The 13,103-nt window shown below is 68.0% G+C and carries 12 protein-coding genes and 1 pseudogene; 11 read left to right on the plus strand and 2 right to left on the minus strand.

Features of this window, described 5'->3' with window-relative positions; translation table 11 throughout:
• Positions 1 to 1,455, minus strand: a 1,455-nt coding sequence (locus tag PNO31109_RS21470) for a collagen-like triple helix repeat-containing protein (protein WP_150557474.1), incomplete at its 3' end; no start/stop codon positions are given.
• A gap of 26 nt (positions 1,456 to 1,481) precedes the next feature.
• Positions 1,482 to 1,802, minus strand: coding sequence for a hypothetical protein (locus PNO31109_RS21475; RefSeq protein ID WP_150557475.1), 321 nt, complete (start codon positions 1,800 to 1,802; stop codon positions 1,482 to 1,484).
• A gap of 1,122 nt (positions 1,803 to 2,924) precedes the next feature.
• Between PNO31109_RS21475 and PNO31109_RS21480 the strand changes: the two genes are divergently transcribed.
• From PNO31109_RS21480 to PNO31109_RS21530, 11 genes and pseudogenes are all read left to right on the plus strand, one after another.
• A complete protein-coding gene (locus PNO31109_RS21480; protein WP_150557476.1) occupies positions 2,925 to 3,110 on the plus strand; it encodes a Flp family type IVb pilin in 186 nt (61 codons plus the stop codon).
• Between the two features lie 315 nt (positions 3,111 to 3,425).
• Positions 3,426 to 3,566 carry a Flp family type IVb pilin gene (locus PNO31109_RS21485; protein ID WP_306440564.1) on the plus strand — a complete coding sequence of 47 codons (141 nt, stop codon included), beginning with the start codon at positions 3,426 to 3,428 and terminating at the stop codon, positions 3,564 to 3,566.
• A gap of 11 nt (positions 3,567 to 3,577) precedes the next feature.
• A complete protein-coding gene (locus tag PNO31109_RS21490; protein WP_206111464.1) occupies positions 3,578 to 4,057 on the plus strand; it encodes an A24 family peptidase in 480 nt (159 codons plus the stop codon).
• A 200-nt stretch (positions 4,058 to 4,257) separates the two neighbouring features.
• Positions 4,258 to 4,737, plus strand: a complete 480-nt coding sequence (locus tag PNO31109_RS21495) for a TadE/TadG family type IV pilus assembly protein (protein ID WP_277396695.1) — start codon at positions 4,258 to 4,260, stop codon at positions 4,735 to 4,737.
• A gap of 109 nt (positions 4,738 to 4,846) precedes the next feature.
• The gene (gene cpaB / locus PNO31109_RS21500) at positions 4,847 to 5,872 is read left to right on the plus strand and encodes a Flp pilus assembly protein CpaB (protein WP_150557478.1); all 1,026 of its coding nucleotides are present in this window, start codon (positions 4,847 to 4,849) and stop codon (positions 5,870 to 5,872) included.
• Between the two features lie 130 nt (positions 5,873 to 6,002).
• On the plus strand, positions 6,003 to 7,349 hold the full coding sequence (locus PNO31109_RS21505; RefSeq protein ID WP_150557486.1) for a type II and III secretion system protein family protein: 1,347 nt from the start codon (positions 6,003 to 6,005) through the stop codon (positions 7,347 to 7,349).
• Between the two features lie 208 nt (positions 7,350 to 7,557).
• Positions 7,558 to 8,943, plus strand: a complete 1,386-nt coding sequence (locus tag PNO31109_RS21510; protein ID WP_150557479.1) for a CpaE/TadZ family protein — start codon at positions 7,558 to 7,560, stop codon at positions 8,941 to 8,943.
• Position 8,944: 1 nt separating this feature from the next.
• Complete coding sequence (locus PNO31109_RS21515) at positions 8,945 to 10,309, plus strand: TadA family conjugal transfer-associated ATPase (protein WP_150557480.1); 1,365 nt, start codon at positions 8,945 to 8,947, stop codon at positions 10,307 to 10,309.
• A gap of 449 nt (positions 10,310 to 10,758) precedes the next feature.
• Positions 10,759 to 11,115 (plus strand): annotated as a pseudogene (locus PNO31109_RS22415) (type II secretion system F family protein); the annotation flags it as partial.
• 157 nt (positions 11,116 to 11,272) lie between these two features.
• Positions 11,273 to 12,298, plus strand: coding sequence for a type II secretion system F family protein (locus PNO31109_RS21525; RefSeq protein ID WP_150557482.1), 1,026 nt, complete (start codon positions 11,273 to 11,275; stop codon positions 12,296 to 12,298).
• The coding region (locus PNO31109_RS21530) for a tetratricopeptide repeat protein (protein ID WP_150557483.1) at positions 12,295 to 13,103 on the plus strand (809 nt) is incomplete at its 3' end. The genes PNO31109_RS21525 and PNO31109_RS21530, both read left to right, overlap by 4 nt.

The following is a 13,103-nucleotide window of genomic DNA, read 5'->3' on the forward strand; positions in this document are numbered from 1 at the left end:
GGCGCCGCCCACGGCGCCCGTCACCGAGCCGAGCAGCGTGGTCACCGGGGCGAGCACACCACCGGCGGCCGATCCGCCGCCACCACCCGCGCCACCCGCGCCACCCGTGCTACCCGAGGCGCCGCCCGCAAGCGCGCCGGTCAGGCCCGAGACGAGATTCGTGACCGGCGCCAGCGGGTTGGTGCCCGACGTGCCGCCGCCCGTGGCGCCACCGAGCGCGCCGGTCAGGCCCGAGACGAGATTCGTGACCGGGGCGAGCGGATTGCCACCCGGATTGCCGCCCGAGTTGCCACCTGCGGCGCCGCCCAGCGAACCGGTGAGACCTGCGACGAGATTGGTGACGGGCGCGAGCGGATTGCCGCCCGCACCGCCCGCGCCGCCGGTGCCGCCCAGCCCACCCAAGCCACCCAGGCCACCCAGAACCGAGGTGATCGGTGCGAGCGGGTTGGCACTCGTGGGCGTGCCGTGGACCACGCCGCCGAGGCTGGCGACGGTATTGCCGACACCCTTGACGATGCCGCCGATATCGGCCGCGATCGGGTTGTTGAGTTGACCGCCAATCTTCGTGCCCACGCCGGCGAGGCCGCCGCCGACTTTCGCGAGCAGGCCCGCCACTGGCGCCCCGAGGCCCGTGGCGTTGCCCAGCGTTTGCGTCGTGTTGGTCACCACGTTCGTGATCGGCGTGATGGCCGAGGACAGGCCTGTCGTGAGCTGTTGCACGGGAGCGCTTGTGATGGTTTGCGTGAGGCCGCCGCCAAGCGCTTCGCCCGCCTTGCCGACGGAGGAGACCACGCCGCCGAGCAGCGTCGTCACACCGTTGATCGGCGTGTTGGCGAGCGGGCCGGTTTGACCCAGGCCGGCAACGGCGCTGCCCAGCTGCGTGCCAGCCGTGCCAAGGTTCGTGACCGCGCCGCCGACGCTGGCGAGCGTCGGGTTGAGCGGGTCGCTCACCGAGCCGAGCTTGCCAAGGCCGTTCGTCAGACCGTTGCCCAGCGTCTGCACGGCGTTGCCGGTCGACACCGCGGCGCCGGCCAGGCCGCTTTGCGTTTGCGAACTCACGAGCGGCAACTGCGTGCCGGCGAGCGTGGTGCCCAGGTCACTGACCGTCTTGCCGACCTGCGTGACGACGCCGGTGCTCGCCGTCGCCGCCACCGTGCCGATCGGATTGGTCGCGGCGCCCGTGCCGCCGTTGCCATTCCCGTTCCCGTTGCCATTTCCGTTGCCGCTTCCATCGCCGCCGGTGCCGCCGCCGGTGCCGCCGCCATTGCCCGAACCGTCGGGCACCGTGCCTGCGCCGGTGCCGCCGCCACCGCCCGTGCCGGCGGTCGTGCCACTGCCGCCGCCGTCGCCAAGCGAGCCGCTGGTGCCGCCCGAACCGGAACTGGCGCAGCCGGTCATCGTGATGACGGCAAGAAGGCAGGCGGATGCGAGAAGGTTGCGTTGGATGTTCTTCATGATGTTTTCCTCTGGTCTGTGCGTGGTCAGGCGAGCACGGCGTGTGCTGCCAGCCGGTCGTCCATGCGTTGTGCGATGAGTGCGAACAGAAGCGCGTCGACATCAGCGCTGTTGGGGCCTGTCATCGCACGGCCCGAATTCGTGTGGCCGACGTCGCGAACGTCGGCGGCGTCGAACGGTGTGGCGGTGGCGCGTACGCCACCGCCTTGTGCACCGCCCCTCCCTGGGCTTGCGCCTCTACGATCGTTCTCGGGCGCGGCGCCGCGCTGCGCGGCAGCGACGCGTTGCCGCTCGGCCGCGACGGCGACAGGGCGCGGCGTCGATTGCTTGGTATTGCCAATGATCATGGTGTCCCCCGGTGATCTTCAGCGTTGCGTTGCAGGGGTATCCGCAAGAGGTGTGCCAAGCGCCGGGCGCGAGACCGAATAACTGCTCTAGTTTTTTGTTCGATTGCCCGAGAAGCCTGTATTTATTTGCGTTTTGGAAAACAAGAATCTTTCCGATCGAGAGATCGGCGAAGGGGAGGGGGTGTTGAAAATCAGGGTTAACGCCATCAAAAAAACCGGCGTTCCGGCATGAATTCCGTTCCCGTTACGGGGCGCGTTACGGGTGACGTTACGTAACGCCCGGTCGGGAATCGGCATGTAAAACCGATTTTCGTGACGTCCGCGATCGACGAGCAAATCGGCGGATTCCAGTTGCAGTATCCGCTTCCCTTAATCCATGTAATGTCGGGCAATTGCAAATCGACGGCAGACAGTAATACGGTGCTTAAGCGCCTTAAAGCAGCGCCAGGCCGGCGCTCGCGCGGATTCGGAAATCAAGCGAAAGGTGGGCGTTAGCGTGGAGATAGCGCGGCATGACATTGCATCGCGCCGCGCCGCATAACACGGCATAACACGGCATAACACGACGCAACACCGGTAGCACGGCGACACGCTGCTGCGGAACCGACGGAGCAACCGGCGCGGGCGCGCGCGGCGCAATGGTTGTTGGCGTGAGTAACGCCGACTCCATGACGGTGCTGCCGCTTTCCTTCGCGCGACGAAACATCACACCGTCCAAATGGATGAATAGTTATTTAAATAAGCGCTGCATGCACCGCAGAGCGTTATGTTGCGGCATGCGAATCATGGTTTTCCCTCGCGTGCGTTGCGCAAGCTTGTTTTGGAGTATTGTTTGAGCAACGTCTGTAACGTTTTCTTACATTCTCCGGGGCGATTGGAAGCATGACTCTAGTTTTTGCGTTTTAGTTTAAATTAGCATCGGAAGAAATGGGACGCCGCCAAAAATTCTGATCCGAGAGGCAAAGAGAATGTGGCGTCCAGAGCAAAAGAGGTTCGCAAGCCTTGCTGCGCAACGAACCCGGGGTCGAAGTCCAGAGTTGATAAGCGATATGGCGGACGTCCGTGATGACGGCGGGCCGCGAGTGCCAATGGGCGTGATACGCCTTTTTGAGGGAGACAGACATGAAACTCGGCAATCGTATTCGACTGTTTGCACGCGACGAGCGCGGGGTGACTGCGCTGGAGTACGGCATTCTCGCGGCGATCGTTGCCATCGTCATTGGCGGCACGGTTTTCGGAAGTCTCAACACGACGTTCTCTTCCGTCTTTTCCAAGATCCAGGCGGCGGTGACGGCAGCAGGCGCGTGACAGGCGCGTGACAGGCGCGTCACGCGCGGGCAGTCGATGCATGGGCGGCGCATTCATGGCGTGCCGGTGCCCGTCGCGACACGTTGCGGCGCCATGACCCGCGCACTCGCGCAAGCACAGAACAAGACGGTGCGACGTTCGCAGTCGATGGATCGACCGGCGGGCAGGCCGGATAACAGGGGGACGGATGCCGGTCGCGTGGGCGGCGGCATCGTTCGGAACGATCGGGATGCTGTATTCGCGAGGATGCAGGCCATGCGAACCATGAGAACAAGGGCAGCGGCTTCACCACGCCGGCCATCCCGCGAGCGGGGTGTGACGGCGTTGGAGTACGGCATTCTTGCGGCCATCGTCGCGCTCGTCATCGGTGCCACCGTCTTCACGGGACTGGGCGCGGTGCTCTCGAGTGCGTTCAGCACGGTGACGTCGGCGGCAACGTCGGCCACCTCGCACTGAGCGAGACGCGCATGCTGACGTTGTTGTGGCTGCTTTGCGTACCGATCGTACTTACCGACCTGATTGCGCGCCGCATCCCGAACGCCTGGCTGCTATGCGTCGGGGCGCTCGCGCTGGCGTGGATCGGCTGGCGCGCGTGGCACGGCGAGCCGGGCGCGATCCGGATCCACGGACTGGGGGCGCTGCTGGGATTGGTCGCGCTGCTGCCTTTTTGGTGGCGCGGCGTGATGGCCGCCGGCGACGTGAAGCTGTTCGCGTTGATTGGGCTGGTCGCAGGTTACCCGGCGCTGTTGCCGGTCTGGTGTCTGGCGAGCGTGGCGGCCGGCGCGCATGCCCTGGTGCTGCTCGCGGCTCGCATGAAGTGGCTGGCGCGCTGGCGCGAGGGTCTCGCCAGCCGGCGCGTGTGGCAGCGGATTTTGCAGTGGCGTGCAGGGCGTGTCGGACTGCCGTATGGGGCCTATCTGGCGGCAGCGGCGCTGGTGGTGCGCTAGGCGCGATCGATGTTGCAGGTTGAGACGACGGCTTGAGACGAACGGGCGTCGGGCGGCGCAGGGGCACGCCCGGGGCGCCACGAGTGCTACCGAAGTAGCACCGAAAACATGGGAGGCGCGGGCGACGCCGCGCAGATGAAACGAGATCAATGCGTCGCCAGACACGGCCAGGCGCGCCGTGCGCGACGGGGGGTATCGTCATGAGGCGGTCTGGGGCACGGGCGGAATCAGGGTTGCGAGGGCTGCGCGCGCGCGGCGTCGCGGCACTGGAATTCATGCTGATCCTGATGATCCTGCTGCCCGCGTTTTACGTCGCCGTCGCCTTTTCCATCACCATCCTTGCTCGCCAGATGCTCACCCAGGCCGCCTCGGAGGCCGGCCGCGCGATGCTGCGCGAGGGCACCATGTCGCAGCGCGAGACCTACGCCACGCAGGCGATCACGAATACGCTGACATGGCCGTCGGTGTCGGCCGTCAGCACCAGCTTCACGCCCGACAGCACGTATCCGTGTCCGACATCGGGTGCCTCGGCCGGCAGTTCGCAGTGCATCGTACATGTGACGCTCACGCTGACTCAGCCGATGACCGTCAATTGGCCGGGGCTGGGCCAGCTGGTGCCGCAATACGTCGTCGGCACGGCGGCGATCACGCTCGACACGTCCACGCTGGGGGGCAGTTAAAGCACCGGAGAATGCGCAGAAGGTTGCAGTGAGCGTTTGCCAGGTTGTTATGCCGCCGGCTCGCCGGCGTCCTGCAAGTTGTGAGTGAACGGCCGCAAGGCCTCAAGCCATGAACAAAGCCACCAAGATTCTCGCCGCTGTGCTCGTCGTCGCCGGGGTGCTGCTGGCGCTCTTCGCGTTGCGGCTGGGCATGTCGAATGCGCCGGCCCCGGCAGCCGCGCCGTCGCCGCTCGCGCAGACACTCACGCAACGTTATCCGGCCGTGGTGGCGGCCAGGACGCTCCCCGCCGGTCAACCGATTCGCGCCGATGGCGTGAAGCTCGTGCAGTTCGACAGCCAGACCGCCGGTGGCTTTGCCAACCCGGCCGACGTCATCGGTCGCGTACCGCTCGTGGCGCTCGCCGCCGGCGTTCCCGTCACGCAGAACACGCTCGCGCGCGGCCTTGCCATGCAGCTTGCCCCCAGCGAGCGCGCCGTGGCCATTCCCGTGACGGAGACCGTCGGCGTGAGCAATCGTATCCGCCCCGGCGACTACGTCGACGTGTTCTTCACGATGAAGACCAACCAGGCGCCCGGACCGGCAGTCGGTCTGGCCGACGATACGCAATCGCGGCTGCTCGCTTCGCGGGTGCGTGTGCTGAGCTACGGCAGCGCGTCGCTCGACGACGTGACGCCACCGCCTGCCGCGCCGTCGGTGGCCTCCGCCGTGCAGGCGGCGGCAGGCAGTGCGCCGCCGCCCCCGCCGCAGAATGTGAACGTGCAGGCGCCCATGCCCGCGACGGCGGCCGTGGTCGCGGTGCCGGTGGCCGACGTCAACCGCGTGGTGCTCGGCATGCAGCAGGGCAAGATCATGCTCGCGTTACGCAATCCGGGCGACGACGCCACGCCGGACACCACGCTGTTCACCCCGCCGCCGCCGGTGCTCGCCGGCAAGCCCGGCCTGAAGGCGGACGACAGGACGGCGCTCGATGCGCCGGAGAACCAGGCTTACGCCGGAATTGCCGCGACGGGCCTCGCCGGTGCGCCGGTGCGGCCGGCGGGCGCGCAGCGAGCGCCGCGGAACGGCTCGGGCGGCGCAGGCGGGGGGATGATCGAAGTGGTGCGCGGCGCCGAACGCACGAGCGCCGCTTACTGACACGCAAGCCACCGAGGCGACGCCAGACCCCAGGCGCCGTGCCATTTAACCGACACAGTGACCGATACGCCACGCCATGATCAGAAGCCAGGTTCGCAGCGCCACACGAGAGACCGGACGCGTCAAGGGAATGCTGTTGTGCTTCGCTGCGCTGCTCGCGTGTGCAGCCACGGTGGCGGTGCGGCTCGCGGACGCGGCCGATCCGGCCCGTTCCGCGTCGGGCGGCACGCGCTCGCTCACGATCGGCGTGCACGAGCAGCGCGAGCTGCCGGTGCCGGGCGCCCTGGAGCGCGTTGCGGTGGCCGATCCGGCGGTCGCCGACGTGGTCGTGCTCAAGGGCTCGGGCGGCCGGCGCGGCACCGTGCTGCTCGTCGGCAAGAAGGCCGGCACCACGCAGGTCGCCGCGTGGCCGCGCGGTCTCGACCCCGTGCGCTGGGAAGTGCGTGTGACCGGGGACCTGCAAGGCGCGCTCGGCGACACCGGTACGGCGTCCGTTGACGCACGCGGCAACGCCGCGATCATCCGGGGCCATGCGAATACGGTTCTCGAGCACAGCGGCCTGCAGGCGGCGGCGGTGGACGCTGGCGGCAAGGGCGGCGTGGTCGTCGATCGCTCCACCGTGGGCGAGACCGGCGTGGTGCAGGTCGACGTGAAGATCGTGGAAGTCAATCGCAACACGCTCAATCAGCTGGGTGCGAGCTTCAGTGCTTCGAAGAAGACCGGCTCGGGCAGCTTCGGGGTGGCTTCGTCGCTCAATTCGGCGTTTCGCAGCGGCGCGAGCGGCGGCACGGGCAACGTGACGAATTTCGGTTCGTTCTTCGGCTCGATCACGCGCGGTGCGTTCAGTATGTCGGCCGAGATCGACCTGCTCGAATCGAACGGTCTGGGCCGCGTGCTCGCCGCACCCACGCTCGTGGCGCTCTCCGGCCAGAGCGCGAGCTTTCTTGCCGGCGGCGAGATTCCGGTGCCGCAATCGGGCGGGCTTGGCACGACCACGGTGGTCTACAAGCCGTTCGGCGTGGGCCTGACGGTCACGCCCACGATTCTCTCGCCGAACCGCATTGCGCTGAAGGTGGCGCCCGAGGCGTCGGACATCGATTACACGAATGCGATCGTGACGGACTCGATCCAGATTCCGGCAATCACGACGCGCCGCGCCGACACCACGGTCGAGCTCGGCGACGGCGAGAGCTTCATCATCGGTGGTCTGATCTCGCGCACGACGACCGCGGCAGTCGACAAGGTGCCGTTGCTCGGCGATCTGCCGCTCATCGGCGCGTTCTTCCGCAACCTGAAGTACAACAGCGCCGAGAAGGAGCTGGTGATCGTGGTCACGCCGCACCTGGTCAAGCCCGTGGCGCGAGGGGTGGCCATGCCGCTGCCGGGCGACACGCGCGAGAAGCGCGTCGGTCCGGTGTGGGGCGCCTACCTCATGGGCGGGCCGAGCGACAGCGAGTTGCCGGGATTCTCCAGGTAGCCGCGGGCAGCATCGGCAAGGCGGGGCAGCGCGGCAATCATGCAGCCCCCACGCAACACCGGCGCCGCGACGATGGCACGCAGAGGCCTCGCGCGGGACAACGCCGTACACAAGCCAGACCGGAGCACAACGCAATGGAACGGACACGGGATGGGGCAGGGTAGTAAGGAGTGCAAAAATGAACGCACCGACGCGAATACTGGACACCATGACTGAGTTGCACCGCTTTCTCTTTTGCAGCGCACATGCCGGCCACGGGCAGTGGCTCTCGGCGGCGTTGCGTGAAGCGGGCGTGGTGCTGCAGGAGGCAGGCCGTCCGGCGCAGTTGCAGCAGCGCATCGGCGATCTCGATCCGCAGGTCGTATTGCTCGACTTCTCGGGCGAGACAGGCGAGACGGGCGAGCCCGCCGGCCACGCGGGTGAGCCGCCCGACGGCGGCATCGCGCAGGCCGTCGAGCTCGCGCAGATGCTCAAGCGCGTGGCGCCGAAGCTGCCGCTCGTGGCGGTGGGGTCGATGGCGCACGCGCACGGCATGAAGGCTGCGCTGCGCGCCGGGGTCCACGACTTCATCGACATGCATTCGACATACGAAGAGGCGCTCGACGTCGTGCGCCGCGTGATCGACCATACGCCCGAGCCGACGTCTGCCTCGCCGCAGCGACACGGGCGTTTCGTGGTGCTGCTCGGCGCGCGCATCGGCGTGGGTTGCAGCACGCTGGCCGCACACCTCTCGCAGCTCGGTCAGGAGCTCTGCGTGGGCGCGGCGCCCGAGCGCGCCGCCCGCGCCAAGGCGCTCAAGGCCATGACCGCGGCGACCGTCGCGACCAACGCGGGCGCGGTGAAGGCAGGCGCCCCGGACGGCAAGGGCGACGCGTTCGACGCGTCGCTGGTCGGCCACGTGGCGCTGCTCGACCTGGGGCTGCCCTCGGGCGATGGCCTGCTGTATCTGAACACGCAGAGCCAGTTCAGCTTCGCCGAGGCAGTGCAGAACCTGCGGCGCTTCGACGAGACGCTCGTGCATACGGCCGTCTCGCACGCGCCGAGCGGGCTGGCCGTGTTGCCGCTGCCGCTCGACCTGGGCGAGATGCGCACCGTGGCCGCGGCCGACGCGCTCGCGCTTACCGATCGGCTGCGCGCGTTCTTCGATCTCATCGTGGCCGATCTGGGCGGCTTCTCCAACCCGGCATTCGTCGCGAGCCTGGTGCGCGCGGCCGACGAGGTCTGGCTGGTCGTCGACCAGAGCGTGGGGGCGATCGTGTCGCTCGCCTCACTGCTGCGCGATCTGGAGGAGCGCGGCGTCGAGCGCCACCATTTCCATCTCGTGCTCAATCGCTACGACCCGCGCTACGGCATGGCGGCCGATCAGATCGCCAAGCGCTTCGACGTGCCGCTGCTCGCCACGCTGCCGGACCGGCCGCTCGCCATGCTCTCGGCGACCAATCAGGGCAAGTTGATTCTCGACACCGCGCGCAGCGATCCATACGTGCGCGCGCTACAGCCGCTCGTCGAACGGCTGCTCGCCGCGCAGCACGCCGGCGCCGCCGTGCACCGCCAGTCGTCGGGCTGGCTCGGCCGCTTCATGGGAAAGCACTGACATGACCGATTCCATCGAGTTTGCCGACGACAGGCGCGCGTTTGCCAATTCACAGCAATTCCAGGACATCAAGACCGCGGCGCACGAACATCTGCTCGCGCGCATCGAGGAGCTCGGCGCAGAGTTCGGCCGCTGGAGCCGCAGCGCCATCCAGCAGTTCGTCGATCTCGAGATGGACGGCTTCGTGCGCCTGCGGCGCATCCCGATCAACGAGACCGAACTGCGCCAGATCTCGGACGCGCTCACGAAGGAGCTCGCCGGCTTCGGTCCGATCGAGGACCTGCTCGCCGACCCGGCCGTGGAAGATATCCTGATCAACGGCTACAACGACGTGTACGTGTCGCGCCGCGGCGTGCTGGCGCGCGAGGCGCTGCGCTTCTCGGACAACCAGCATCTGCTGCGCATCGTGCGACGCATTCTCGCGCCGATCGGGCGGCGTCTGGACGAGTCCAACCCGATGGTCGACGCGCGTCTGCCCGACGGCGGGCGTCTGAACGTGGTGATCGAGCCGCTCGCCGTCGATGGCCCTGTGGTGTCGATCCGCAAGTTTCGCAAGGACCCGCTCAAGCCGTCCGACCTGCTCGCGCTGGGCAGCTTCAACGAAGAGATCTATGGCCTGCTCGAAGCGGCCGTGCGCTCGCGCTGCAACATTCTCGTCTCCGGCGGGACGAGCTCAGGCAAGACCTCGCTGCTCAACGCGCTGGCGAGCTTCATTCCCGCGACCGAGCGCGTCGTGACGGTGGAGGACACCGCGGAACTCTCGCTCAATCACCCGCATGTGGTGCGTCTGGAGTCGCGCCAGGGCGGCTTCGACGGCTCCGGCGAAGTGACGATCCGCGACCTGATTCGCAATAGCCTGCGCATGCGCCCGGACCGGATCATCGTGGGCGAAGTGCGCGGCTCGGAAGTGCTCGAAATGATGCAGGCCATGAACACGGGCCATGAGGGCTCGATGGCGACGATCCATGCGAATTCGCCGCGCGAATGTCTCTACCGTCTCGAGATGCTCGCGGGATTCGCCGGATTTCAGGGCAGCGAGAGCAGTCTGCGCCGTCAGATCACCAGCGCGCTCGACTTCATCGTGCAGATCGGCCGCCTCTCGAGCGGGCGACGCCGGATACTGTCGATCACTGAGGTGACCGGGGTTTCCGACACGGTAATCTCGACGCAGGAACTGTATCGCCATGAATCGTTCGTGGGGCCGGACGGCGAGGAGAAGGATCGCTGGGTGTCGCTCGGCATTCAGCCGCACTCGCCCAAGCTGCAGCGCTACAAGGAGCACACGCGCAATGCGGGCGCCGCCGCGTCGCCGGGCAACACGCCGCCCGACTCGGGGGGCGGCGGCTTCTTCGGACGCCGGCGATGAACCACGTCCTGCTGTGGATCCTGTGCATTGCATTGCTGCTCGTCGCGGCAGGGCTGGAGCTGTGGCGGCGCTCGCACCAGCGCGAGAGGGAGCGGGCGACCCGTGCGTTTCTCGAGCGGCAACTTGCGCAGAACGCACCGCAGAACGCACCGCAGAACGCACCGCATTTCGCTCCGAGCGAGACGGCGGCCAGGCGCGCGCCGCGCCGCAAGTCGCTGCCGTGGGAGTTCTTCTTCGAGCGCGCCGGCGTGCAGCCCGATCCGGCGTTCTACGCCACGCTCATCGTGCCGGGACTGGCGCTCGGGCTCGTGTTCTGGCTCTGGCAGGGGCCGCTCTCGGCCATCGTCGTGCTCCTGTTGTATACCATCGGCGTGGTGCTGCGCTACTGGCTCAAGGCGGCGCGCAGGCACCGCAACATCGTGCGTCAACTGCCGGTGTTTCTGGACGGCATGGTGCGCATGCTGAGCGTCGGCAACAGCCTGCCGGCGGCGTTCCAGACCGCCGCGGGCAATGCCGACATGCCGCTGCGCGAATTGCTCGAGCGCGCCGTGCGTCAGGTGCAAGCGGGCGTGGACCTGGACGTCGCGCTCAAGCAGATCGCGCGCGTGTACCAGGTCGAGGAAATCTATCTCTTTGCCGCCGTGGTCGACCTGTCCACACGCTTTGGCGGGCGCGCCGACCAGATCCTCTCGCGCATGTCCGGCTTCATGCGCGATCGCGAACAGGCGCAGGCCGAACTGTACGCGCTTTCTTCGGAGACGCGGCTGTCGGCCTGGGTGCTGGCGGCCTTGCCGATCCTCGTGAGCGCGGTGCTGATGCTGCTCAACCCGAAGTTCTTCGAGCCGATGTTTCAGGAGACGTCCGGGCAGAAGCTGCTTGCCGTCGGCCTCGGGCTGGAAGTATTCGGCGGTTTCGTGCTGTACCGCCTGGCCAAGTCGCTCTGAGCGCGAGGGAATCCACGCCATGAACTCGTTGCCCGCCTCTCTGTCGTCCGACGCCCACCTGTGGATGATGTTCGGCCTGCTGCTGGTTGCCGCCGGGCTGTTGTTGGCCGCCTCGGCGCTTTTGCTGCGCGCGATGCGCCAGGGACGCAGTGAACGCATCATCGACCAGGTGCTCGCGAGCCGCCGGCAACAGGCGCTGGCCGCATTGCGCGCGGCGACCGGGCCGATGGCCTTGCCGGATGAGGGAGCGGGCGACATGGCAAGCGGCGGGCGCGGCTGGCGCGCGTTGTTCGACCGCGCGGCGGCGCTCGGCAAGCGGTGGTCGGAGACACGCCTCGGTCAGCACCTCATCGCGGCCGAGGATCGCCTGCTGCTCGCGCAATGCGGTTACGACAGCGTGCGCGCCAAATCGCTTTTCCTGTTCGCACGCGTGGCGCTGGCCGTGGTGCTGCCAGTGCTCGTGTGGCTCTGGTTTCCGGGCGGTGGCGGACTGGGCACGATACTGCGGCTGATCGGCGCGGTGGGGGGCGGGCTGCTCGCGCCGAAGTTCTACATCCAGCGCAAGGCGGCGAAGCGCCGCGCCGAACTGGTCGACGAACTGCCGCTGCTCATCGACTTGCTGCGCTTGCTGCAGGGCGTGGGCCTGTCGATGGATCAGAGCCTGTATGTGGTCGTGTCCGATTTCCGCGAAGTGCTGCCAATCCTCGCGAAGGAATTCGAGAACGCCAACCGCCAGTACGCCTCGGGCCGTGGCCGCGAGGCGTCGATGGGCCGCCTGCGCGAGGTGTACGACAACGACGATCTGCGCGCACTGGTTCGTCTCATCGTGCAGGTCGAGCAGCATGGCGGCGCGGTGCAGGAACCGCTGCAGCAGTTCAGCGATCGCCTGCGCGAGCAGCGGCGTCAGGCGATGAAGGAGCGCATCGGCAAGCTGACGGTGAAGATGACGCTCGCCATGATGGTCACGCTTCTGCCCGCGCTGATGCTGGTGGTGGCGGGGCCGGCGCTTTTGTCGCTGGCCAAATCGATGGAGGCCATGCCGTGACCCTATCTCCTCAGACACGATGGATCGGGGCGCTCCGCGCGCGCCGCACCGGCCGGGCGGCGGTCAACGCGCTGCTGGGCGCACTGTGTGCCGCGGCGCTCGCGGCGTGCGGCGGCCCGCGCATCGGCGGCTACGGCGCACCGTCGGCCGCGGCGCTCATGCAGGCGCAGCAGAACGACGAGGCCAATGCCAGGGCGGCCCGGCCCGATTCGCGAGAACTGTATCTGTCGATGATCCGGCAGATGCAGGAGCAGGGGTCGTATTTCGCGTCGCTCGCGCATATCGACCAGTTCCGGATTCAGTATGGATCGGCACCCGACATCGACATCCTGCGGGCGGACGCGCTGCGCGAGACCGGCCAGCCCGACGCGGCGCTGCAAGCTTACGGCGCGCTGCTCGACGGCCCGCAGGCCGCTGCGGCCTGGCACGGCACGGGGCTGGTGGCGGCGCAGCGAAAGGACTATGCGGGCGCCGCGCGGGCGCTGCGCGAGGCGGTCAGCCGTGCGCCGACCGAAGCGTTCTATCTGAGCGACCTGGGCTTCGCGCTGCTGTGCAGCGGCGATGCGAGCGGCGCGCGCGTGCCGCTCGCGCAAGCGGCGGAACTGCGTCCGGACAGCCGCAAGGTGCTCGGCAATCTGGCGGTGTATCTGGTGGTCGCGGGCGAGCGCTCGCGCGCCGACGAGATGATGGCACAGGCCAAGATGCCGCAGGCCACGCGCGAGGCCATCGACAAGCTGGCGGCGGATATCCGCGCGCAGATGGCCGCGCGCCGCGCGGCGGCGCGCGCGGCGGCGCAGGCGTCACT

It is taken from the genome of Pandoraea nosoerga, assembly GCF_902459585.1.
Taxonomy (GTDB): domain Bacteria; phylum Pseudomonadota; class Gammaproteobacteria; order Burkholderiales; family Burkholderiaceae; genus Pandoraea; species Pandoraea nosoerga.

Excerpts from the sequence above, each read along its gene's own strand:
- cpaB (WP_150557478.1), top strand. The coding sequence starts at position 4,847 with ATGAACAAAGCCACCAAGATTCTCGCCGCTGTGCTCGTCGTCGCCGGG.
- PNO31109_RS21515 (WP_150557480.1), top strand. The coding sequence starts at position 8,945 with ATGACCGATTCCATCGAGTTTGCCGACGACAGGCGCGCGTTTGCCAAT.
- PNO31109_RS21490 (WP_206111464.1), top strand. The coding sequence starts at position 3,578 with ATGCTGACGTTGTTGTGGCTGCTTTGCGTACCGATCGTACTTACCGAC.
- PNO31109_RS21475 (WP_150557475.1), bottom strand. The coding sequence starts at position 1,802 with ATGATCATTGGCAATACCAAGCAATCGACGCCGCGCCCTGTCGCCGTC.
- PNO31109_RS21480 (WP_150557476.1), top strand. The coding sequence starts at position 2,925 with ATGAAACTCGGCAATCGTATTCGACTGTTTGCACGCGACGAGCGCGGG.
- PNO31109_RS21505 (WP_150557486.1), top strand. The coding sequence starts at position 6,003 with ATGCTGTTGTGCTTCGCTGCGCTGCTCGCGTGTGCAGCCACGGTGGCG.
- PNO31109_RS21510 (WP_150557479.1), top strand. The coding sequence starts at position 7,558 with ATGACTGAGTTGCACCGCTTTCTCTTTTGCAGCGCACATGCCGGCCAC.
- PNO31109_RS21495 (WP_277396695.1), top strand. The coding sequence starts at position 4,258 with ATGAGGCGGTCTGGGGCACGGGCGGAATCAGGGTTGCGAGGGCTGCGC.
- PNO31109_RS21525 (WP_150557482.1), top strand. The coding sequence starts at position 11,273 with ATGAACTCGTTGCCCGCCTCTCTGTCGTCCGACGCCCACCTGTGGATG.